General features: G+C 66.3%; 22 protein-coding genes. 14 read left to right on the plus strand and 8 right to left on the minus strand.

Annotated elements, in window-relative coordinates:
• Positions 1-20: 20 nt before the first annotated feature.
• Both M0208_RS08855 and M0208_RS08860 read right to left on the minus strand, forming a co-directional pair.
• On the minus strand, positions 21-479 hold the full coding sequence (locus M0208_RS08855; RefSeq protein ID WP_258891344.1) for a DUF3237 domain-containing protein: 459 nt from the start codon (positions 477-479) through the stop codon (positions 21-23).
• A complete protein-coding gene (locus M0208_RS08860; protein ID WP_258891345.1) occupies positions 476-1945 on the minus strand; it encodes a carotenoid oxygenase family protein in 1470 nt (489 codons plus the stop codon). Before M0208_RS08860 ends, M0208_RS08855 begins: the two co-directional genes overlap by 4 nt.
• Positions 1946-2050: 105 nt before the next feature.
• Between M0208_RS08860 and M0208_RS08865 the strand changes: the two genes are divergently transcribed.
• Positions 2051-2515 carry a MarR family winged helix-turn-helix transcriptional regulator gene (locus M0208_RS08865; RefSeq protein ID WP_258891346.1) on the plus strand — a complete coding sequence of 155 codons (465 nt, stop codon included), beginning with the start codon at positions 2051-2053 and terminating at the stop codon, positions 2513-2515.
• A gap of 7 nt (positions 2516-2522) precedes the next feature.
• On the opposite strand, the gene M0208_RS08870 is transcribed toward M0208_RS08865, so the two are convergent.
• Genes M0208_RS08870 through M0208_RS08880 form a run of 3 tightly spaced genes read right to left on the minus strand, consistent with a single transcriptional unit; the run spans position 2523 to position 5123 of the window.
• On the minus strand, positions 2523-3404 hold the full coding sequence (locus tag M0208_RS08870; RefSeq protein ID WP_309546995.1) for an amidohydrolase family protein: 882 nt from the start codon (positions 3402-3404) through the stop codon (positions 2523-2525).
• Complete coding sequence (locus M0208_RS08875) at positions 3401-4456, minus strand: 4-oxalomesaconate tautomerase (RefSeq protein ID WP_258891347.1); 1056 nt, start codon at positions 4454-4456, stop codon at positions 3401-3403. The genes M0208_RS08870 and M0208_RS08875 overlap by 4 nt, the downstream gene beginning before the upstream one ends.
• Positions 4449-5123, minus strand: a complete 675-nt coding sequence (locus M0208_RS08880) for a 4-carboxy-4-hydroxy-2-oxoadipate aldolase/oxaloacetate decarboxylase (protein ID WP_258891348.1) — start codon at positions 5121-5123, stop codon at positions 4449-4451. The genes M0208_RS08875 and M0208_RS08880 overlap by 8 nt, the downstream gene beginning before the upstream one ends.
• A gap of 95 nt (positions 5124-5218) precedes the next feature.
• Here M0208_RS08880 and M0208_RS08885 point away from each other — a divergent pair, with 95 nt between their 5' ends.
• The 8 genes from M0208_RS08885 (at position 5219) to M0208_RS08920 (ending at position 12935) form a co-directional block, all read left to right on the plus strand.
• Complete coding sequence (locus M0208_RS08885; protein WP_258891349.1) at positions 5219-6430, plus strand: LysR family transcriptional regulator; 1212 nt, start codon at positions 5219-5221, stop codon at positions 6428-6430.
• A 54-nt stretch (positions 6431-6484) separates the two neighbouring features.
• Positions 6485-7351 (plus strand): NAD(P)-dependent oxidoreductase, encoded by an 867-nt coding sequence (locus tag M0208_RS08890; RefSeq protein ID WP_258891350.1) that lies wholly within the window; start codon positions 6485-6487, stop codon positions 7349-7351.
• Positions 7348-8373, plus strand: coding sequence for an amidohydrolase family protein (locus M0208_RS08895; protein ID WP_258891351.1), 1026 nt, complete (start codon positions 7348-7350; stop codon positions 8371-8373). The genes M0208_RS08890 and M0208_RS08895 overlap by 4 nt, the downstream gene beginning before the upstream one ends.
• The gene (ligA, locus tag M0208_RS08900; protein WP_258891352.1) at positions 8370-8780 is read left to right on the plus strand and encodes a protocatechuate 4,5-dioxygenase subunit alpha; all 411 of its coding nucleotides are present in this window, start codon (positions 8370-8372) and stop codon (positions 8778-8780) included. Before M0208_RS08895 ends, ligA begins: the two co-directional genes overlap by 4 nt.
• Complete coding sequence (locus tag M0208_RS08905; RefSeq protein WP_258891353.1) at positions 8780-9676, plus strand: class III extradiol dioxygenase subunit beta; 897 nt, start codon at positions 8780-8782, stop codon at positions 9674-9676. The genes ligA and M0208_RS08905 overlap by 1 nt, the downstream gene beginning before the upstream one ends.
• A gap of 132 nt (positions 9677-9808) precedes the next feature.
• The gene (locus M0208_RS08910; RefSeq protein ID WP_258893207.1) at positions 9809-10750 is read left to right on the plus strand and encodes a Gfo/Idh/MocA family oxidoreductase; all 942 of its coding nucleotides are present in this window, start codon (positions 9809-9811) and stop codon (positions 10748-10750) included.
• Positions 10747-11928 carry a 4-hydroxybenzoate 3-monooxygenase gene (pobA, locus tag M0208_RS08915; protein WP_258891354.1) on the plus strand — a complete coding sequence of 394 codons (1182 nt, stop codon included), beginning with the start codon at positions 10747-10749 and terminating at the stop codon, positions 11926-11928. Before M0208_RS08910 ends, pobA begins: the two co-directional genes overlap by 4 nt.
• Complete coding sequence (locus M0208_RS08920; protein ID WP_258891355.1) at positions 11925-12935, plus strand: aldo/keto reductase; 1011 nt, start codon at positions 11925-11927, stop codon at positions 12933-12935. The genes pobA and M0208_RS08920 overlap by 4 nt, the downstream gene beginning before the upstream one ends.
• On the opposite strand, the gene M0208_RS08925 is transcribed toward M0208_RS08920, so the two are convergent.
• Positions 12932-14275, minus strand: coding sequence for an MFS transporter (locus tag M0208_RS08925; RefSeq protein WP_258891356.1), 1344 nt, complete (start codon positions 14273-14275; stop codon positions 12932-12934). The two genes, M0208_RS08920 and M0208_RS08925, sit on opposite strands and share 4 nt — an antisense overlap.
• 61 nt (positions 14276-14336) lie before the next feature.
• Positions 14337-15050 (minus strand): nuclear transport factor 2 family protein, encoded by a 714-nt coding sequence (locus M0208_RS08930; protein ID WP_258891357.1) that lies wholly within the window; start codon positions 15048-15050, stop codon positions 14337-14339.
• A gap of 67 nt (positions 15051-15117) precedes the next feature.
• Between M0208_RS08930 and M0208_RS08935 the strand changes: the two genes are divergently transcribed.
• The gene (locus M0208_RS08935) at positions 15118-16032 is read left to right on the plus strand and encodes an SDR family oxidoreductase (RefSeq protein ID WP_258891358.1); all 915 of its coding nucleotides are present in this window, start codon (positions 15118-15120) and stop codon (positions 16030-16032) included.
• On the opposite strand, the gene M0208_RS08940 is transcribed toward M0208_RS08935, so the two are convergent.
• Positions 16029-16820 (minus strand): CmcJ/NvfI family oxidoreductase, encoded by a 792-nt coding sequence (locus M0208_RS08940; protein ID WP_258891359.1) that lies wholly within the window; start codon positions 16818-16820, stop codon positions 16029-16031. The two genes, M0208_RS08935 and M0208_RS08940, sit on opposite strands and share 4 nt — an antisense overlap.
• Before the next feature lie 231 nt (positions 16821-17051).
• Between M0208_RS08940 and M0208_RS08945 the strand changes: the two genes are divergently transcribed.
• The 4 genes from M0208_RS08945 to M0208_RS08960 all read left to right on the plus strand — a co-directional run bounded on the left by M0208_RS08945 (position 17052) and on the right by M0208_RS08960 (position 22742).
• Positions 17052-19574, plus strand: a complete 2523-nt coding sequence (locus M0208_RS08945) for a TonB-dependent receptor (protein ID WP_258891360.1) — start codon at positions 17052-17054, stop codon at positions 19572-19574.
• Between the two features lie 73 nt (positions 19575-19647).
• Complete coding sequence (locus M0208_RS08950) at positions 19648-20424, plus strand: glutathione S-transferase family protein (protein WP_258891361.1); 777 nt, start codon at positions 19648-19650, stop codon at positions 20422-20424.
• Positions 20421-21170: a glutathione S-transferase family protein gene (locus M0208_RS08955; protein ID WP_258891362.1), complete on the plus strand. Its 750-nt coding sequence runs from the start codon at positions 20421-20423 to the stop codon at positions 21168-21170. The genes M0208_RS08950 and M0208_RS08955 overlap by 4 nt, the downstream gene beginning before the upstream one ends.
• 9 nt (positions 21171-21179) lie before the next feature.
• Positions 21180-22742 carry an AMP-binding protein gene (locus tag M0208_RS08960; protein WP_258891363.1) on the plus strand — a complete coding sequence of 521 codons (1563 nt, stop codon included), beginning with the start codon at positions 21180-21182 and terminating at the stop codon, positions 22740-22742.
• The last annotated feature ends 7 nt before the right edge of the window (positions 22743-22749 follow it).

Below are 22749 nucleotides of genomic sequence, written 5' to 3' on the forward strand. Positions count from 1 at the left end.
CGGGAGAGGATTGGAAGAAGCTACGTCACGCGCCACACCCACAATTTGATTGACAGCGCATAACGCGCGCCGGCGCAGATGAAGATGCTGCGGTTGAGCCAGTCGTATTTGCCGGTCGGCGCGACGAATTCGGGGACGGTGCGGAAATAATAATCGGCCGGATCGACATCCTCGCCGCGCGCCAGACGCTGCATCACATCGGGCCGGCCGTGGCGCAGGCCGCGGTTTCGGATCTGGATCACCACGCCGTCGTCGGTTTCCAGCGCGTAGGTCGCGTCCGCCAGCGTCACGCCGTCGGGGCGCGTCACCTGCCAGTCCGCCCCCTGCCCCAACAACCGCCCCTTGATCCGCGGCCCTTCGACCGGGCCGGAAAAGATCGGGATGATCCGCCGCGTCCCGTCATAGGTGTCGCCGATCGGGATCGCCTCGCCGAGCGCACCGCCCGCTTCATACACGAACTCCAGACCGGGTTGGATCATGCCGCCAGCCCGATCTCCGCCGCGGTCGCCCAGTTGCCGTGCAACCCGAAGCGCAGCCGTATGGGCAAGCGGATTTCGGCGATCGGGCCCTTTTCGATCTCGAGCGCATCGAACAGCAACAGGTCGGAGCGATGCTCCTCCAGCCGGTTGCAGACTTGCACGATCCAGCCGTCGCCCTCGGGCGCATCCGCCGAACGCGGGATGAAGCATGGTTCCTGCAGCGACGACACCGGGCCGCACCACCACTTCTGCTCCGCGCCGGTCTGATGATCGATCAGGCCGAGCGTGTTCATCACCAATCCGCCCGCGCTGCCGCCCTTCATCTCGACCGGCTTGGTCGGGTCGATCACCAGCATCCAGCCGTAGCGATAGGGCAGCCCCGTGCGTCGTTCGTCGATGCGCGGGAATTCGCCCATCGTGTTCGTCAGCCGTTCGGTCCGTTCGAACGCGTCCGAATTGGACGCCATGTCCACCGTCCAGCGCGTCAGGAAACTGGCCGATTCCGGCCCGTTGAACGGCGCGCCGTGGATATCGGGGAAGAACGGGAACATATTGTTCTTCGCCTCGGGCGTGTCGAAGTGGATCATCGACCCTTCCTGAAACGCGTTCATCACATGGCTGGCGAAGCAATTGTCGCGTTTGAACCAGCGGATGTCCTCCGCGGTCGCGTCCGTCCGGCGCGGGAGTACGCCGAGATAGACCGGCAGGGTCGTGTCGAACCCGAAATGCGGCAGCCCCGCCTCCAGCCGTTCCCAGTTCGACGTGCTCGGCACGACATGGAACAAGGCGTAATCGGGCGTGATCGCGAAATCGTGCATCATCGCGTAATAGGGCAGTTCGAACCACAATTCCTGTTTCAGCTCGCCGTCGGGCGAGACGACGTAATAGGTCATGTCCTTCGTCAGCACGCCCTTTGCGGCGTAGCCGAACGCGATCATGTCGCCGGTGTCGGGATCGACCTTCGGATGCGCGGTGAAGGTCTGTCCGGTCATCGCGCCGTTGAACCAGGTATAGCCCTCGGTCTCCAGCGTCGCCGGGTCCATCACCAGCGCGGGGGAATCCTCCTTCAAAGCATAGAGTTTGCCACCATAGATGAAGGCGTTGGTGTTGGCGGTCCCGCGGATCTTGCCCTGCACGCGCTCGTCGTCGGTCAGCGGGTTGCGGTATGCGCCGAACAGCGCGTGCCCCGCGTCATGCTCCAGCTTCCATTTGTCGGTCTGCGCCCAGCGCTGCTTGAAATCGACCTGACCGTCATGGAAGCGGAACATGGTGATCATGCCGTCGCCGTTGAACGATATGTCGTCGCCCAGCCGCGGCGGGTGCTGCGGATCGGGCTGCACGCGGTAGAATGCGCCGTCGAGTTCACGCGGCACCGCGCCCGTCATGTCGAGATCGGCGATGTCCGCCTCGATCCGCGACGGCGTGTTGAAGCCGGTGAACGCGGGGGTGTCGGGAAACTGCGCCACGGCCGATCCTCTCGTCTTTTTATATCGCGGACATTGTATGCAAGACGAACATTTATTCAAGCGCGCGGATTGACGCTCGATCGCCGAAGCCGCAAAGCTGTTAGTATGGATTACCCGGTTGGAACGATCGATCAGCCCCCGACGGCCGACGACGACATCGGCGACATCGACCACATCGTCGGCTTCCACATCCGGCTGGCGCACGGCGCGGTCTATCGCCATTTCACCGAGACCTTCGCCGATCTCGATCTGACGCAGAAGCAGGTATCGGTGCTGTGGCTGATCGACGATCATCCCGATATCGCGCAGGCCGATATCGGGCGGCGGCTGCAGATGGATCGTGCGACCGTGATGGCGATCGTCAACCGGTTGCAGAAGCGCGGCTTCGTCGAACGCGGCGCATCCACCGCGGATCGTCGGCGGCAGACGTTGCATTTGACCACCACCGGGCATGAGGCGCTGGTTCAGGCGCGCGAGAGCATTCTGGAGCATGAGGCTTGGCTGAAATCGCGCTTCTCGCCACGTGAAACCGCGCAACTGGTCAACCTGCTGCGCCGCATCCACGAATAGGCGCGGGTCAGTCCGCCCAGTAGAGCCGCATCGGGTTGTCGATCAGCAGCTTGCGTTGTGCTTTCGCGGTCGGCGCGATGCGGGGGATCATGTCGACCAGCGCGCCGTCGTCGGGGATCGCATCCTGCATGTTCGGATGCGGCCAGTCGGTGCCCCACAGGCAGCGATCGGGATAGTCGGCGACCAGCGGCACGACGGCACGCGCGAAATCGTCCCACGGTGCGCCTGCAGGATCGAGCCGGTCGGGGCACGTCGCCTTGAAATGAATGTCGTCGCGGCTGTCGAGCAGCGTCCGGAACGCGCGCATGTCCGCGCCGTCCGGCCCCTGCCGCACGTCGGGACGGCCCATATGGTCGATCACCAGCGGCACGCGGATGGCGTCGAGGAACGGGCGCAGTTCGGCGAGGATGTCGGCTTCGAAATAGACCACGACGTGCCACCCCGCGGGCAGCCGCGCCGCGACCTCGAGGAACTTGTCCTTCGGCGCGTCGTCGACCAGCCGTTTCAGGAAATTGAAGCGGATGCCGCGGATGCCGCAGTCGTGCAGGGACTGCAAATCCTCTGCGGAAATACTCGGATCGACCACGGCGACACCGCGCGCGCGACCCCCTGATCGCGCGATCGCGTCGAGCGTCGCAGCATTGTCGGTGCCGTGGCAACTCGCCTGGACGATGACGTTGCGCGCGAAGCCGAGCCGGTCGCGGAGTGCGAACAGCATGTCCGGCCCGGCATCCTGCGGCTGGTATTTGGCCTTGGCGCTGAATGGAAAGCGGTCCGCCGGACCGAAGACATGGCAATGCGCGTCGATCGCACCCGCGGGCGGCGTGTAATACGGAACGGAAGGGTTGAGCGTCCAGCTACGGACGCGGCCGTCTGCATCCACGCTCATCCGAACACCGTCCCGTCCATCAGCTTGCGCGCGGTTCGCAGCATCCCAGCCTCGACCGGTGCGCCGTCGCCGTCGACCGTCACGACACATTCGGTGACGCCCGTCGGATGCTCCACGCCCAACGTCTTGGTCGCGCCATTGGGAACCTGCGCGACCGCCGCCGCGGGCGATCCGTCGATCAGGCAGGCGGTGGCGACGCTGACCGCGCCGAGCACCCCGATCGAGGCGTGGACGCGGTGCGGGATCAGGGACCGGACCGCGATCGCGCCGCCTTCGCGCGGGGCGGCGACCAGCATCATCTTGGGCACCGATTTGTCGGTCACGTCGCCCAGGTTCATCAGCGGCCCCGCCCTCAGCCGGATCGCCTCGACCGTCGCTTTCATCGCATCGTTGCCGTCGAGCGTCTCGCGATCCTCATAGCCGGTCACCCCGACGTCTTCGGCGCGAAACACTACGCACGGCATCCCGTTGTCGATCAGGGTGCAGGCGACACCGTCGATCTCATCCACATTATTGCCGGTCGGCAGCAGCGCGCCGCAGCTCGATCCCGCGGTATCGCGAAACGCGAGCGGGATCGGCGCGGCGGTGCCGGGCACGCCGCTGATCGCGGCATCGCCGTCATAGGTCACAATGCCGCCCGGCGTCGCGACCGTTGCCACCGCGACCTGTTCGGTATTGGCCATGAAGATCGCGACGCGGGTTTCGTCACCGATCGGCGTCACCAGCCCGCGCTCGATCGCGAACGGGCCGACCCCGGCGAGCATGTTGCCGCAATTCTGGCTGTCGGTGACGATCGCCTTGTCGACGAAGACCTGCAGGAAAAGGTAATCGACGTCGACGCCGTCGCGGGCGGATTTCGACACGACCGCGACCTTCGAGGTCAGCGGATCGGCTCCGCCCATGCCGTCGATCTGACGCGGATCGGGCGACCCCATCACGCGCAGCAGGAACGCGTCGCGCGTCGCGGGGTCGGCGGGCAGATCGTCGGCGAGAAAGAAGGCGCCCTTCGACGTGCCGCCACGCATCCACATGCAGGGGATGCCGTCACTCATATTTCAGCCCCAGCGCCGCGAGCTTGCCGCGCATGTCGTAGATGTCGAGACCGAGTTCGCCCGCCGCTAGCCGCTGGCGTTTCGATTCCTCGTTCGCCTCGCGCGCCTGCGCCGCCGCCAGGACGGTCGCCGCGTCGGCGCGTTTCGCCGCGCATACCCCGTCATCGTCCGCCACGATCACATCGCCCGGCTCGATCGCGGCCCCCGCGCAGACGATCGGAACGTTGACGCTGCCGAGCGTCGCCTTGACCGTGCCTTGCGCGAAGACCGCCTTCGACCAGACCGGAAAACCCATCCTGGTCAGGTCGCGCACGTCGCGCACCCCCGCGTCGATCACCAGCCCGCGACATCCGCGGGCCATCGCCGAGGTGGCGAGGAGGTCGCCGAAATAGCCGTCCTCGCAGGGGCTGGTCGGCGCGAGCACCAGGATGTCGCCCTCCTGCAATTGTTCGATCGCGACATGCACCATCCAATTGTCGCCGGGCGGGGCGGAGATCGTGACCGCCGATCCCGCAATCCGCGCGCCGGGATAGATCGGCCGCATCCTGCTGCCGAGCAAGCCGATCCGCCCCTGCGCCTCGTGCACGGTCGCGACCCCGGCCGACGCCAGCCCGTCGATCACGCGCAGATCGGCCCGTTCGATGTTGCGGACGACACGTCCCGCCATGGTCGCTCTCCTTCTTGAGGCACGGCTAGCGATGCGTATCGCGCCGCCCCAATCGATATTGCGCCACGGCGATAAGATTTTGCTATGTCCGAATGATGGAGCCGCATCCGTTCGATCTCAACCTGCGTCATTTGCGATCGCTGTCCGCGGTCGTCGAGCATGGGACGTTGAGCGCGGCGGCGGCGCGGATCGGGCTGTCGCAGCCCGCGCTGACGCAGGGCCTGTCGAAGCTGGAACGGCAATTGGGGGCGGCGCTGTTCGACCGGCGGCCCGACGGGCTGGCCGCGACGGCGGCGGGTAAGGCGATGGCCGACCGCGCCGCCGCCGCCTTTCGCCAGCTTGCCACCGCCAGCCGCGGCGGTCCGGCGGGCGGACGCGGTTTCTCGCGTCCCGACCAGTTGATGACCGCGACCCAGCTCGACGCTTTCCTGCGCGTCGCCGATGCCGGGGGGTTCGCGGGTGCCGCAGCGGCGAGCGGCCTGTCGCAACCCGCGCTGCACCGGGCGGTGCGCGATCTGGAGCAGGTCACCGGCTTGCCGCTGGTCGAGCGGCGCGGACGCGGCGTCGCGTTGACCGACCACGGCCACCGCATGGCGCGCGGCGTGCGGCTGGCGCACCGCGAGATCGCCGCGGGGATCGCCGAACTGTCGGCCGATCCTGCGGGCACCGGCCGGATCGCGGTCGGCGCGATGCCGCTGTCGCGCGCATTGGTCCTGCCGCGCGCGCTCGCCGCCTTCACCCGCGCCGCGCCGGGCGTAGTGATCGACGTGATCGAGGGATCGTGGCGCGAACTGGTCGATCCGTTGCGCGACGGCGTGATCGACCTGATGGTCGGCGCGCTGCGCGACACGGCCCTGCCCGATCTGGACCAGCGCGCGTTGTTCACCGATCGCCTGGCAGTGATCGCGCGCGCGGGGCACCCGCTGGCCGGGGTGGCGCGGCCAACGCTCGAACAGCTTGCGGCCTATCCGTGGATCGTCGGATCGGCGGCGACGCCGCTCAGCGGCCAGTGGCAGGCGTTGTTCGCGGGACGCGCGCCGCCGCCCGCCCCGATCGAATGCGGATCTGTGATGGTGATCCGCGGTCTACTGCGCGACTCCGACCTGCTGACGTTGCTGTCGCCCGATCAGGTCGCGCTGGAGGTCGATGCCGGGATGCTCGCGGTGATCGGCGCACGGCTGGCGGACAGCGTGCGCACGATCGGCCTGACGACACGCGCCGGATGGCGGCCGAGCGCCGCGCAGCAACGGTTGGTCGAGCTGATCGAGCGCGCATCCGAAACGGTCGGAATTCCGGAAAACGAATAAGATCGCGTCCTTTCCGATTGGCGGACGCGACGGGCGGGCGCGTACCGTTACGGCATGGAGAGAAACGTCGCCTTCATCGGTTTTGGCGAGGCGGCGATGGCGTTCGCCGACCCCGGCGCGCGCGGCTATGACCTGAAACTCGATGATCCTGCGACCCGTGCGCGGAAACTGGCGGACTTTGCGCGCTGCGACGTGACGCCGTGCGACAGCGCTACCGCCGCACTGATCGGCGCGCGCATGATCCTGTCGCTCGTCACGGCAGATCAGGCGCTGGCCGTGGCGCGCGGCGCGGCGGCAGCGATCGAGCCGGACGCGCTGTGGCTCGACATGAATTCGGTCGCGCCCGAAACGAAACGCGCCGCCGCCGCCGAGATCGATCGCACCGGGCGCTACGTGGACGTCGCCGTCATGGCGCCCGCCCAGCCCGGCGGCCGCGACGTGCCGTTGCTCGTCTCCGGCCCGTATGCGGCGGAGGGCGCAGCGGCGCTACGCGCCTGCGGCTTCACCAGCGTCCGCATCGTGGGAACCGCGATCGGCGACGCGTCCGCGATCAAGATGATCCGGTCGGTGATGATCAAGGGGATCGAGGCGTTGAGCGCCGAATGCGTGCTGGCGGCCGAAGCCGCGGGCGTGCGCGACGAAGTGACCGCCTCGCTCGATCTGACCTGGCCGGGCGCGGACTGGAAGCGCCGATTCGACTATAGTCTCGATCGCATGATGATCCACGGCGAGCGCCGCGCGGCCGAGATGGAGGAGGTTGTGACGACGCTGGACGCGCTGGGCACCAGTTCGACGATGAGCCGCGCCACGGTCGAGTTGCACTATGCGATCGGTTCACTTTGCGCGATGCCGCCCAGCGGGCTGTCGGCGAAACTCCGCGTGCTGCTGCCGTTCCTGACGCGACTGGAGAAAGCCGCGTGACGCTGATCATCGATTGCCACGGCCATTATACGACCGCGCCGGCCGCGCATAACGACTGGCGTGACGCGCAGAAGGCTGCGTTCAAGGCGGGGACCGACGCGCCGCCCTACCCCGCGATCGGCGACGACGAGATCCGCGAGACGCTGGAGGCGAACCAGCTTCGTCTGTTGCGCGAGCGCGGCGCGGACATGACGATTTTCTCCCCGCGCGCCTCCGCGATGGCGCCGCACGTCGGCGACGAAGCCGTCGCGATCGGCTGGGCGCGCGCCAACAACGACCTGATCGCGCGCTGCGTCGATCTGTATCCCGAAACGTTCGCGGGCGTTTGTATGCTGCCCCAGTCGCCAAAGGCCGACATGGCGGGATCGATCGCCGAGCTGGAACGCTGCGTGAGCGAACTCGGCTTCATCGGCTGCAACCTCAATCCCGATCCGGGCGGCGGACGGTTCGAACACCCGCCGCTGACCGATAGTTACTGGTATCCGTTTTACGAAAAGATGGTCGAACTGGACGTCCCCGCGATGATCCACGTGTCGGGCAGCTGCAACCCTGCCCTCCACGCGACGGGAGCCTATTACATCGCCGCCGACACGATCGCGTTCATGCAGTTGATCGAGGGCGATTTGTTCGCGGATTTCCCCACGCTCAGGTTCATCATCCCGCATGGCGGCGGCGCGGTTCCCTATCATTGGGGGCGTTACCGCGGGCTGGCCGATATGCTGAAGAAGCCCGCGCTCGACGGGCATGTGATGAACAACGTATACTTCGACACCTGCGTCTATCACCAGCCGGGCGTCGACCTGCTGGCGGACGTGATCGACACGAAGAACATCCTGTTCGGCAGCGAGATGGTCGGCGCGGTGCGCGGGATCGATCCGACGACGGGCGAGTATTTCGACGACACCAAACGCTATGTCGACGCGCTGCCGATCAGCGCGGACCAACGCCACGCGATCTTCGAGGGCAATTCGCGCCGCGTGTTCCCCCGGCTCGACGCGAAATTGAAGGAGAGAGGGCTGTGAGCGGTCCACAAGATATTCACGAGTATCTCGCCGAGTTCGAGGACATTCCCGGCACGCGCGTGTTCACCGCCAAGCGCGCGCGTCAGGGATACAACCTCAACCAATGCGCGATGAGCCTGATGAAGGACGAGAACCGCGCCCGCTTCCGTGCCGACGAGGCGGCGTATCTCGACGAGTGGAATATCACGCCCGAGCAGAAGGACGCGCTGTTGAAGCGCGACTATAACCGGCTGCTCGATCTGGGCGGCAACGTGTATTTCCTGGCGAAAGTGTTCTCCACCGACGGGCAGAGTTTCGCGCAGGCGGTGTCGACGATGACCGACATGAATTTCGAGGATTACACCGCGATGATGGTCGCGGGCGGACGGTCGCCCGAGGGCAATCGCAGCATCAAGGACAAAAGGTAATGGCGCGCATCACCGCAGGCGTCGGTTCCAGCCACGTGCCGTTGCTGGGCGTCGCATCCGATTTCGGCAAGGACAAGGATGACTATTTCGGGCCGATCTTCGACGGATTCGAATGGACCCGCGAATGGGAAAAGTCGGAAAAGCCCGACGTCGTGATCCTGGTGTTCAACGACCACGCGTCGGCGTTCGACATGAAGATCATCCCGACCTTCGCGATCGGCTGCGGCGAACGCTACAAGCCCGCCGACGAAGGCTGGGGCCCGCGGCAGGTACCCGAGGTGGAGGGGCATCCCGACCTCGCCTGGCATATCGCGCAGAGCCTGATCCTGGACGAATTCGACATGACGATCATCAACGAGATGGACGTCGATCACGGGCTGACCGTGCCGCTGTCTATGATGTTCGGCAAACCCGACGCGTGGCCGACAAAGGTCATCCCGCTCGCGGTGAATGTCGTCACCTATCCCCCGCCCTCGGGCAACCGCTGCTGGGCGCTGGGCGAGGCGATCGCGCGCGCGGTGGCGAGTTTCGAGGAAGACCTGAACGTGCAGGTCTGGGGCACCGGCGGGATGAGCCATCAGCTGCAGGGGCCACGCGCAGGGCTGATCAACCGGGAATGGGACAATCGCTTCATCGACGGGCTGATCGGCGACGGCGACGATCTGCGCCGCATTCCGCATATCGAATACCTCCGCGAGACCGGTTCTGAGGGAATCGAGATGGTGATGTGGCTGATCATGCGCGGCGCGATGGGCAGGAACACCCGCGCGCTGCACCGCCATTATCACGTCCCGTGCAGCAATACCGCGATCGGCCATGTCGTGCTGCGGCCCGACAATGGCGAGGGTCTCGACATGACCGGCAGCGACGCCGCGGAGCGAGTTGCGGCCGAGTAAACTTGATGAAGCCCCTCCCCTTCAGGGGAGGGGTTGGGGGTGGGGTTTATCCGCGAGCAGATCGCTTGAGGCGCCACCCCACCCCAACCCCTCCCCTGAAGGGGAGGGGCTTAGAAAGGAAGAACCATGACCCTGCGCATTGCGCTCGCCGGCGCCGGCGCGTTCGGCGAGAAGCATCTCGACGGGCTGAAGAACATCGACGGCGTAAAGGTGACCAGCCTCGTCGGACGGCGGCTCGAACCGACGCAGGCGATCGCCGCGAAATACGGCATCGGCCACGCCTGCACCGACCTGGCCGACAGCTTGTCGCGCGACGATGTCGATGCGGTGATCCTGTGCACCCCGACTCAGATGCACGCGGCGCAGACGCTGCAATGCATGGACGCGGGAAAGCACGTGCAGGTCGAAATCCCGCTGGCCGACAGCTTGGCCGATGCCGAATCTGTGCTGGCGAAGCAGCGGGAGACCGGCCTGGTCTGCATGGTCGGCCACACCCGTCGCTTCAATCCGAGCCATCAGTATCTGCACCGGAAGTTCGCCAGCGGCGAGGCGAGCGTGCAGCAGATGGACGTCCAGACCTATTTCTTCCGGCGCAAGAACATGAATGCGAAGGGTGAGGCGCGGTCGTGGACCGATCACCTGTTGTGGCATCATGCGGCGCATACCGTCGATCTGTTCGCGTATCAGGCCGGGCCCATCGTCGCCGCGAACGCGGTGCAGGGGCCGCTGCATCCCGATCTCGGCATCGCGATGGATATGTCGATCCAGTTGAAGGCGGAGAGCGGCGCGATCTGCACTTTGTCGCTGTCATTCAACAACGACGGACCGCTGGGCACGTTCTTCCGCTACATCTGCGACAACGGCACGTGGATCGCGCGCTACGACGATCTGGTGACGGGCAAGGAAGAACCGGTGGACCTGACCGGCGTCGCCGTGTCTTCGAACGGAATCGAATTGCAGGATCGTGAGTTTATCGCGGCGATCCGCGAGGGACGCGAGCCGAACAGCTCGGTCGCGCAGGTGCTGCCCTGTTACCGCGTGCTCGATCAGCTGGAGCGGCAGCTTTCGGCGTGAATGCGACTTACAAGACGCAGGTCGCGATCGTCGGCGGCGGTCCTGCCGGGCTGCTGCTCGGCCATCTGCTGCGCGCCGAGGGGATCGATTGCGTGATCGTCGAGCGGCAGACGCGGGCGCACGTTGAAAGTCGGATCAGAGCGGGCGTGCTGGAGGCGGGCACGACCGATCTGTTGCGCCGGATCGGCATCGACGCGCGGCTGAACGCCGAGGGAATGATCGAGAACGGGCTGAACCTCGGGACGCCGGACGGGTTGATCCGGATCGACATCAAGGCGCTGACCGGCAACCACGCGACCGTCTATGGCCAGACCGAGGTCACCCGCGACCTGATCGATGCCGCCCCGGCGCGCGGACTGGAGATCGTGTTCGAGGCGCACGATGTTGCGCTCCACGATGTCGACAGCGCGCAGCCTTCGGTGACCTATACCAAGGACGGCGCGGACCATCGGATCGAGGCCGATTTCATCGCCGGGTGCGACGGATCGCACGGCCCGTCGCGCCGAGCGATTCCGGCACACGCGGTGCGCGAATATGCGCGCGATTACCCGTTCGGCTGGCTCGGCATATTGGCGGATGTGCCGCCGTGCCATGACGAATTGATCTATGCGACCGGCAACGACGGCTTCGCGCTCGCCTCGATGCGTTCACCCACGCGCAGCCGTTACTACATCCAGGTTCCGTTGACCGAGCGGCTGGAGGACTGGCCCGCCGATCGTCTGTGGGATGTCCTGGACGCGCGCTTCGCGGGGCTGGCCAGCCGACCGATCGCGCGCGGGCCGGCGCTGGAGATGTCGATCGCGCCGCTGCGATCGTACGTGTTCGAAGCGATGCATTATGGTCGGCTGTTCCTGGCCGGGGACGCCGCGCATATCGTGCCGCCGACCGGTGCGAAGGGTCTGAACCTGGCCGCCGCCGACGTCGCCTACCTCGCCGATGCGATGATCGCGCATTACCGGCGCGGCGACCAAGCGGGCTTGGACGGGTATCAGACGAAGGCGCTGGCGCGGGTGTGGAAGACCGAGCGGTTCAGCTGGTATCTGACCGAACTGCTGCATCTTTTCCCCGACCAGGGCGATTTCAAGCGGCGGATGCAGATCGCCGAGCTTGACTACATCGCGGGATCGGAGGCGATGCAGCGCGCGATCGCCGAACAATTCGTGGGACTTCCCTTATGACCCTACCGACCCGCCGGATCGGCCCGTTCACCGTGTCGGCGATTGGGCTGGGCTGCATGAACCTCAGCCATGCGTACGGTGCGCCGGTGTCGGAGGATGACGGTGCGGCGTTGCTGAACCGCGCGCTCGATTCTGGCGTGACGTTCCTCGATACCGCCGCGCTATATGGCGGCGGGAACAACGAACGGTTGCTGGCGAAGGCGGTGATGCACCGGCGCGGCGAGTTTACGCTGGCGTCCAAATGCGTGCTCGACATGATCGACGGCAAGCGCGCGCTGGACGGGTCGCCAGCGGCGATCGCGAAGACGCTGGACGGCGCGCTGACGCGGCTCGGGACCGACCATATCGATCTATATTATCTGCACCGGCTCGACCGCCGCGTGCCGATCGAGGATTCGGTCGGCGCGATGGTGCGGGCCATCGACGCGGGCAAGATCAGCGCGATCGGCCTGTCCGAGATGTCGGCGGCGACGATCCGCCGTGCGTATGCGGTCCATCCGGTGGCCGCGGTGCAGAGCGAATATTCGCCGGTCGTCCGCAATCCCGAAATCGCGGTGCTCGATACATGCCGCGAACTCGGGATCGGCTTCGTCGCGTTTTCGCCGGTCGCGCGCGGATTGCTGTGCGACGCGGTGCGCGACGATGCGTATGAGAACGAGCATGACATCCGCCGCGGGATGCCGCGCTTTAACGGCGACAATCTGCGGCACAATCTGATCGCGGTCGATGCGTATGACGCCCTCGCCCGCCGCGTCGGCGCGACGCCAGCACAACTCGCGCTCGCCTGGGTGCTGGCGCGCGGCGACCATGTCGTGCCTATCCCCGGCACGCGCAGTATCGCGCATCTGGAGGAAGACCTCGGCGCGCTGGCGCTGTTGCTCGACGCCAGCGTGTTCGACGCGGTCGACGCGATCTTCGCAGGCGGCGCGATCCGCGGTGCGCGCTATTCCGCCGCGATGCAGGCGCAGATCGATACCGAAACGTTCCCTGACGAGGAGCTGGCCTAAGCTGGAATGGCTTCGGGCTCGTCCACGCCGTGCGTCACGTCGGCGATACGCAGCCGGGTGAACGCCAGCGCGGCGAGCGACACCAACGACCCGCACGCCATGACGATCGCGACTCCGCCCAGGCCCACGCCGCCCGCGAACAGGAACCCTGCGAGCATCGGGGAGAGCGCCGCCCCGCCCCGCCCCACCCCGATCGCGAAGCCGGTTCCGGTGGCGCGGACGTGTGACGGAAAGGCGCGGGCGAAGATGGTGTAATAGCCGACGATCGCGGCGTTCGTGAAGAAGCCCGACAGGCACGCGAGCGCCGACAGCATCATGAGCGTCGATGCGCCCGACGCGCCGAACAGCGCAACCGTCAGGCTGGACACGGCGAGCGTGAACAGGGTCAGCCGCTTCAGGTCGAACTTCTGCGCCAGCAACCCGAAGATCGCGCCGCCGGTCGCGCCGCCGACATTGGTCCACACCAGCACCCCGGCCGCGGAACTGGGATCGAACCCCAGATCGACAATGATCTTCGGCGACCATTTCAGGATGAAGTAGAAGGTCACGGCGTGCGCGAAATAGCCGAGCGTGACCAGGATCGTCGTGCGCAGCAAGGCGGGGCTGAAGATGTCGGTGATCGACCTTTTCTCCTCAGCCGCGGTCAACGTCGGCAGTACGTCGATCGCGGGGTGCTGCATCCGCGTGAGCGTCGCGTTGATCCGCGCAAGCGCGCCTGCGGGCCGCCGATCGACCAGATAATGCACCGATTCGGGGATGAAGAACCACACCAACGGAATGAAGCAGGCGGTGACGATCGCGCCGAATTCGAACACCGCGCGCCAGTCCCCTCCCTTCAACAGCAGCGCCGCGACCGACCCGCCGATCACCGCGCCGATCGGATAGCCGATCGTCATCAGCGCGAGGCAGATGTTGCGCCGCCGCGCATTGGCGAACTCCGCGGTCACCGCGTTGACAGTCGCGAGCATCCCGCCGATGCCGAGGCCGGTCAGCACGCGCCACACCGACAGGTCGCCGATCCCGCTCGCGCGGCTGGCCATGAACATTCCGGTCAGCATCGTGACGAGGCAGCCGAGCATCATCTTGCGCCGCCCGATGCGGTCGGCGAGCCCGCCCAGCAGGACCGATCCCACCGCCATGCCGATCAACTCCATCGACAGAACCACGCCCAGCGCGGCGCGCTCCACGCCCCATTCGGCGGCGATGCCGGGCGAGGCGAAGCTGATCGACAGCACGTCGAACCCGTCGAGCGCGTTCAGCCCGACGGTGATCGCGACCGCCGCGATCTGCAGGCGGCTCATCGGCGCATCGTCGATGATCGCGCGCGGGTCTCGGTTCATTCAAACATCCTCTTTTTCGCCGACCTAGCCGAGCGATCTGCGCAGGTCATCCCGCGGAACTTCATCGCGGTTCCTGCCCGGCAAGCAACGCACCGAACCGGGGGTGCGCGAAATGCATCGGCACGTCCTGCCGGTGCGGCCATGTCTGGCGCACCTGTTCGGCGGGCAGGATCACGTCGGGACCGAGCGGGTCTTCCGGATACAGCACCGCCGCGGGCTGAAGATGCGCGACGGTATGCGCCAGGCCGGTTTCGTAATCGCCCTGCCACTGCATCATGTAATCGAGTCGCTTGATCTTCCACGCGCCGTCTTCGCGAACGTAATCATTCTCGTAGATGCCCGCTTCCCAGAATTGCTGCGGCATGAAATCGGGTTTCCGGTCGATCACGCTGTCATGCCAGCCGCCGAGCAGCATCCCGCGGAACCGGCCCTTGGCGCTCTGCCGGTCGGGGGCTATAGTGATGATGTCCTGCATCTGGAAATGATCGAGCACCAGCCCGTCGACCGGCCCCGGCCGCCCTTGCGTGAAACGGCCCGCGATCCAGTCCCCATACAGCCGCTTCACCCCGGCATGGCCGTGATATTCGCCCGACAGGAACACGACGACGCCGTCGCGTGCGAACAGTTCGGCGACGTCGTCGGGACGGTTGAAATCGATGTAGTAACCGTAGGCCCAGTGGAGCCGGCGGATCGCGTTCATATCCTCGAGTTCGCCGACGCGATTCTCCAGCGCTTCGAGCCGTGCGGTCGCGTTGGGATCCATTTCTGGCATCATCCGATCTCCTGCTCTATTTTGTATGCAAGACTAACGGATAATCGATCCGTGGCGAGAGGAAAATCGGATGGGCTGGGATGGCAAGGTCGCATTCGTCACGGGCGGGGTTTCCGGCATCGGCTTTGGCATCGCGCGCGCGTTTGCCGCGGCCGGTATGCGGCTGATCCTGTCCTATCGCGACGAAACGCACCGGGCCGCTGCCGAACGCTGGTTCGTGGACGCGGGATATGTCGCGCCGGTGTTCGTGAAGCTGGACGTGACCGATCGCGCGCGCTTCGCCGAGGTCGCGCACGAGATCGATGCGCGGTTCGGGCGGCTAGACGTGCTGGTGAACAATGCCGGGGTCAGCGTGTTCGGGCCGACCGACGAGGCCGCCCACGCCGACTATGACTGGATCATGGGCGTGAATTTCGGCGGAGTCGCGAACGGGCTCGTCGCATTGTTGCCGCTGGTGAAGCGCGGCGGTCCGGGTGGGCACGTCGTCAACGTCGCGTCGATGGCGGCGTATCTGTCGGGACCGCAGGCGGGGATCTATACCGCCAGCAAATTCGCCGTGCGCGGCCTGACCGAATGCCTGCGCTACAATCTGGCCCCCTATGGCATCGGCTGTTCGCTGATGTGCCCCGGCCTGACGCGCACCAACGCCTGGGACAGCGCGCTGAAGCGCCCGGACGATTTCGCCGAATCGGGCTTTGCGGCGGTCGATCGCGCCGAGCTGGAGACGTTCGGCGCGGCGTTCGACGCTGGAATGGACCCGTTCGAGGTGGGCGGAAAGACGCTGGCGGGCATGACCCGCAACGACGCGGTGATCTTCACCCATCCCGAATTCGCCGAGGATTTCCGCGAGATCTACGACGCCAGCATCGCAGCGCTGCCCGACGAACCGGTGCCCGAAGGCCGCCAGGAGATCGAACGCCTGCGCCGCGCCGCCGCCCGCGACGCCGCGGCGGGCAAGGCGATCGGGCTGGCTGATCTGATCTAGAACCAATAGGCGATCGCCCGCATTTCGATCGACGCGCGGGGTGGCGCGTCCGCGGGGCAATCGGGATCGTCGAAGGCGACATGCGGGACCGAATGCGCGCGTTCGGGGTCGCTGTCGTTGGTCTTGAACATGATCACCTCGTCGCGGTCGAGGTCGCCGAACCAGTGCCAGCGGTGCGTGGGGGAGTGCGCGACGACGAGGCCCTCGAACGACCATTCGTCGACGCCGTCGCGGTCGAAGATGGCATCGGCAGGCAGCAGGTCGGCGGTCGCGACGCTGCGCGCGTCGCATAGCGCCAGCGGCACGTCCTGCGGTGCGGGCGAGATTGCGCGCCAGACGTTGTAATGTGCGGTGCGTCGCGGTTGATGTCTTCCCTCCGGCAACGACCGCGCCGAGAAAATCGCGGCGGTCGAATCTGAAACGTCGACATGCGCGAATCGCGCGGGCCGCGAATTATCGAGCGCACCCGACAGCGCGGAGCGTTCGGCAAAGCGCAGGACGCCGGCCCCGGTCACCGACACCGCATCCGCGCCGGTCACCTGCTGCACAAGCGCGGCGATCTCTTCAGGGTGGACCGCCGCCACCGCGGCGGCGTCGGCGAAATCGGCGACGGCGCTGCGATGCGGCATCAGGGCGAACCCCTCGCAATCAAGCGACGTACCCGAAGTGCGCGACTCGGCGATCGGCATCGGCTCGGGCGCGATGACGACGGTGTCGCGGCTGGAGTCGTTCGCGAAATAGCGCATCCTTTCGTGCCCGCGCGCGACATAGTTGATCATCGCCTGCATCGCCGCCGTTCCTCTCCGCATCACGTCCGTCTGCGCATGATGTTGCGCAGCATCGCCGCAGCACGCAACTGTCAACAATTCATGCTGGCAGCGCCGATGGTGGTAGTTTTGGTACTTCTTGTGCCGCGGCTTTTCGTATGTCTTACTGACAATGAACCCGACAGTTTCGCGGTTCGGGAAGGGGTCACGTTCCGGCGAAGGACGGGCCTAATATTCAGGGGAGGAGCTTCGATGCACGATATTGTCCACACGCGGCGGATCGCGCGCTTGCTGGCGTCAGCCTCGGCCGCGGGCCTGGCGATGGCGACGCCGGCGCTGGCGCAGGACCAGACGCCACCCGCCACAATCACACCGCCCACCGCCCCGCCCACCACAGCGGCGCAAGGACCGGAGGGGGCGGAGTTCGGCGCGACGCAGGATATCGTCGTCACCGCGCAGTTCCGTCAACAGAAGCTGCAAGACATCCCGATCGCGATCACCGCGGTCAATTCGGCCGAGCTGGAGGCGAAGAACCAGACCAATCTGGCGCAAGTCGCGGACAATGCCCCGAACGTGTCGCTGAAGCCGCAGGGCGCGTCGTTCGGACCGTCGGTCGTCGCGTCGATCCGCGGCGTCGGGCAGAACGATTTCAACCCGGCGTACGAACCCGGCGTCGGCATCTACATCGACGACGTCTATTACCCGCAATTGACCGGCGCGGTGTTCGACCTCCTCGACCTCGACCGCGTCGAAATCCTGCGCGGGCCGCAGGGCACGCTGGCGGGGCGCAATTCCGAAGGCGGCGCGATCAAGCTGTATTCGAAGAAGCCGACCGGCGAGGGCGGCGGCTTCGTCGAGGTGAGCTATGGTTCGCGCAACCGCATCGGCGTGCGCGGCGCGGCCGATTTCAAAATCACCGACACGCTGTTCGGCCGTATCTCAGGCGTGGCCAAGCAGCAGGAGGGCTTCGTCGACCGGATCGATTTCGGTTGCGCCAACCCGTCGAGCGGCATCCCCGCGACGCAATCGGGCGGCGACTGCACGATCAGCAAGCTGGGCGGCATCGGCTATCAGGCGATCCGCGGCATCCTGCGCTGGCAGCCGACCGACGCGCTGGAGGTGAACGTCATCGGCGATTATACGCATGACGAACATACGATCGCGGGCGAAGTGCTGCTGGCGACATCGCCGATCAATTCGCCGAACGTGAACCCCGTGCCTGGCGTGCCGTATGACGATCGCTTCCTCTGCGGGCGGTTCTGCAACTACATCACCACCGGCCAGCCTGCGGCGACATGGGTGCCCCCGATCCCGGTCGACCCGCTGGGCGCAGCGGGCACGCCGCTGGCGGCGACGACCGGCAACGATCGCAGCCTGTACGACGGCTGGGGCGTGTCGGGGCAGATCAACTATCAGGTGAACGACACGATCGCGCTGACATCGATCACCGGATACCGCGAGTTCGATACGCGGTTCGATTCGGATGACGATCTGTCGCCAGCCAATGTCGGGTTCGGCAAGAACCATCTGACCAACTGGAGCTTCAGCCAGGAGTTGCGCGCCAACGCGCAGCTAACCGATGCGCTGAACCTGACGATCGGGGCCTATTACTTCAAGCAGGAGTCGCTCTACGATTCGCTGCAGGACATCCGCTACGTGCCGGTGTTTCCGCTGCAGTTTCGCCAGCCGGACCCCACAAAGGCCGACGCGAAGGCCGTCTTCGCACAGGCGTCGTTCAACCCGTTCGAGGGGTTCACGCTCAGCGGCGGGCTGCGCTACACTGACGAATCCAAGGATCAGCAATATTTCCGCCTGAACCTGGACGGCACGGTCAACCGCTTCCTCGATCCCGTCGGCGCGGTGTACGGCGTCGGTTATTCCGGGCCGGATACGCAGGGGTTGTTCGGCGGCGGGACGGTCACCGCGCTGTCCGGGCTGATCGCGAAATACAGTGCGAAGCGGGTCGATTACCGGCTGGCGGCAGATTATCGCTTCTCGCCCGAACTGCTGGTGTACGCGTCGTTCTCGACCGGGTTCAAGGGCGGCGGTTCGAACCCGCGGCCGTTCAACGCGCAACAGGTGATCCCGTTCGCGCCGGAACAGCTGAATGCGTATGAAGTCGGGCTGAAGAGCGACTTTTTCGACCGGAAGGCCCGTTTCAACCTGTCGGCGTTCATCAACGACTATAAGGATATCCAGATTCCGGTCAGCACCTGTCCGGGCGCGCCGTGCGCGGCGCGGCTGAATGCGGGCGAGGGCCAGATCAAGGGGTTCGAGGCCGAATTGTCGGTGTTCCCGGTGCCGGGCCTCGCGATCGACGCGTCGCTCAGCTATCTGACGTTCAAATACAACGCCGACAGCCTGAACCCGTCGGCGACATTCCCGACCAATCCAGGCGGCGTGGTGGCGAACGATCCGCCGACCGTGCCGCCGTGGAAGTTCGGCCTGGGCGCGCAGTACAAGGCCGATCTGGGCAATGCGGGCAGCATCACGCCGCGCTTCGACGTCAATTACCAGGACAAGCAATATACCGGGCCGACCGTGCTGAACGGCACGCGCATCCGCAACTTCATCCCGGCCTATACGCTGGTCAATGCGCGGCTGACGTGGACAAATGCGAACGAGGATCTCGACATCTCGCTGGAGGCGCTGAACCTGCTCGACAAATATTATCTGCTGACGATTTTCGACCTGCGCGGCGCGGGCGCGGGGTTCCGCAAAGGGCGCCCGGGCAGCCCGCAGGAGTTCGCGCTGACCGTGAAGAAGAAGTTCTGACCACGTTTTAGGGGGCGCGGCGGGAATGGCCTGACGGCTGTTCCCGCCCTGCCCACCCCCGAGGAAATACCGCATGACCGACACCGACCGCGTAACGCTCTATCACTGGGAGCCGAACGCCAATTCGGGCAAGCCGATGCTGACCCTATTCGAGAAGGGCGTCGCGTTCGACAGCCACTATCTCGATCTGCTGGCCTTCGATCAGCACAAGCCCGAGTATCTGGCGGTCAACCCACTCGGCACGATCCCGGCGATGACGCACGGTGACCTGGTGCTGACCGAATCGACCGCGATCATGGAATATGTCGACGAGGCGTTCGCGGGTCCGAAGCTTATGCCCGAGGATCCGGTCGACGCATGGCGCGTGCGCTGGTGGATGAAGTTCATGGACCAGTGGCTCGCCCCCAGCTTCTCGATGATCGGGTGGAGCGTGTTCGTCGGGCCATCGGTGCGGCAGCGCGACCCGGCTGAGCTCGACGCCGCGATCGAACGCATCCCGATGCCCGAGCGCCGTGTGGCGTGGCGGAAAGCGATCAGCGGCGCGTTCTCGGCCGAGGAAATGGCGGAATCGCAGCGCCGCGTGGCGATCGGCATCGGGTTTCTGGAGGAGGCGCTGGGGAAGCGCGAATGGCTGGCGTCGGACAGCTACAGTCTGGCCGACATCAACGGCTTCAACCTCGGCTATGCGCTGCCGCTGTCGCAGCCGCACCTGTCGAACGACGATCTGACCCCGAACATCATGCGCTGGCTGCGCGCGATCTACGCCCGGCCCGCGACGCGCGCGTGCTGGGCGATGGGGCGCACCGACATGGCGAAGCGCGTCAGCATCCTGGAAAGCGAAGCCGCATGAACGGCATCCTGTATCACGGCGAACCGAACGGGCCGTCGCTGACCGTGCTGGCGGCGGCGTTCGAAAAGGGTGTCGAGTTGACGCTGGAGCGGATCGATCTGGTCGCGGGCGAACGCCACGGCGCGCGGGCGCCGCATGCGTTCGAGGTCGAACAGTCGATCGAGGGCGAAGGGCCGGTGCTGGTGGTGGACGGCGTCGCGATGGCGGACAGCGTGTTCGTCGCCTGCTATCTCGACGATACCGGCGACGGACCCGCGCTGCGGCCGGCTGATCCCTATGCGCGGTGGCAGGCGATGGCGTGGTGCCGCTACGTGATCGAACGCATCGCGCCCGCCGCATCGTATCTGGGGCTGAGCGCCGCGCCGCCGGCCGCGGTTCCAGCGGGAATCGCGAGCCAGGATCTGGCCGATCGCTGGCGCGAGGCGGTGGAGGGGCGGTTCGACGCCGCCAAGCTGGACGACAGCCGGGCGAAGATCGCGCAAGGGGTCGAGAAGGTCGAGGCGCAACTGGCCGACGGGCGCGCGTGGCTGATGGGCGATTTCGGGATTGCCGATCTGGAAAGCTACTCTTGGCTGGCGGGAATGCCCGCGCTGCACCCGGATGCCTTCGCCGACAGACCGCGCACCGCGGCGTGGCTCGATCGCGTGAGGACGAGGCCGTCGGTCTCGCGCGCGCTGGCGCTGGCGACCGTCGCCGAACCGTCCGCGGTGTGGGCGCCGGGGCCTGAAATCAACCGCTGGGGTTAGGACGACAGGATGCGATCGATCGACTATTTCGACCGCGGGCATGACCGCGATCCGGCCCATACCGCGCTGGTCGATGTCGCCAGCGGGGAGCGGCACACGTTCGCCGAGGTCAGGGCACGCACCGTGGCGATCGCGGCGGCGATGTACGCGTCGGGGTTCCGGAACCAGCAGTCGGTCGCGCTGTACGGCCCAAACAGCGCGGCGATCATGATCGCATTGCTCGCGATCTGGCGCGCCAACGGGCGCTGGGTGCCGGTCAACACGCGCAACGCGATCGACGCCAATGCGGCCTATCTGTCCTACGTGCGGTGCGGGTGGATGTTCTATCATTCGAGCATGGCGGAGGATGTCGCGGCGCTTAGGGCGCGGACCGCGACGCTGACGCATTTCGTATGTCTGGACCGGCGGATGGGCGACGATCCGTCGCTGGACGAGTTCGTCGCCGCCGCACCGCACGCGACGCTGCCCGATTTCTCCGATCCGTTCGGCGCGCCGGACGATGTCGTCGGGCTGTTCCCGACCGGCGGGACGACCGGACCGTCGAAGGGGGTGGTCGTCACCAACCTGGGCTGGAGCACGATGCTGGAGACGCTGGGCGAGGCGGTCGGGCGCGGCGTGTCCGATCCTGTATCTCTGGTGGTCGCACCGATCACCCATGCCGCGGGGCCTGTCGCGCTCGGCACGATGGCGCTGGGTGCGACACAGGTGATCCTGCCGGGCTTCGACGCCGACCGCGTGCTGCGCACGATCGCCGAACACCGCGTGACGCACATGTATCTGCCGCCGACCGCGCTGTACGGCCTGCTCGGCTCGCCCGAACTGGGGCGGCAGGACGTGTCGTCGCTGCGCTATTTCATCCTGGTCGGATCGCCCGTGTCGCCCGAAAAGCTGCGCCAGGCGGTCGAGGCGTTCGGGCCGTGCATGTGCCAGGCGTATGGTCAGGTCGAATCGCCGATGATCACGACGTGGCTGACCCCCGAGGTGGTCGCGGCGGCGGCGGCGGGCGACCATCCCGAGCGGCTGGCGAGTTGCGGAAAACCGACCCGATCGGTGCAGGTCGGGATCATGGACGACGACGGCAATCTGCTGCCTGATGGCGAACGCGGCGAGATCGTGGTGCGCGGCGTGCTGGTGTCGAAGGAGTATTTCGAGCTGCCCGACGCGACGGCGGAGGCGCGCGCATTCGGCTGGCACCATACCGGCGACGTCGCCTATCGCGACGAGCATGGCTTCCTGTTCATCGTCGATCGCAAGAAGGACATGGTGGTAACCGGCGGCTTCAACGTCTTCACCGCCGAGGTCGAGGCGGCGGTGACCGAATTGGCGCAGGTCCGCGAATGCGCGGTGATCGGCGTGCCGCACGAGAAATGGGGCGAGCAGGTCCATGCGGTCGTCGTTGCCGACGGGATCGACGACGCAACGATCATCGCGCACGCCAAGGCGCGGCTGGGCGGCGTGAAGGCGCCGAAGAGCGTCGCCTTCGTCGCCTCCATCCCGCGCACCGCGGCGGGCAAGATGGACAAGAAGGCGCTGCGAGCCGACCATTGGCGCGGCGACCGGCTGGTGAATTGAAAGAGCA

Origin of the sequence: Sphingomonas sp. SUN019 (assembly GCF_024758705.1) — a bacterium.
Taxonomy (GTDB): Bacteria; Pseudomonadota; Alphaproteobacteria; order Sphingomonadales; family Sphingomonadaceae; genus Sphingomonas.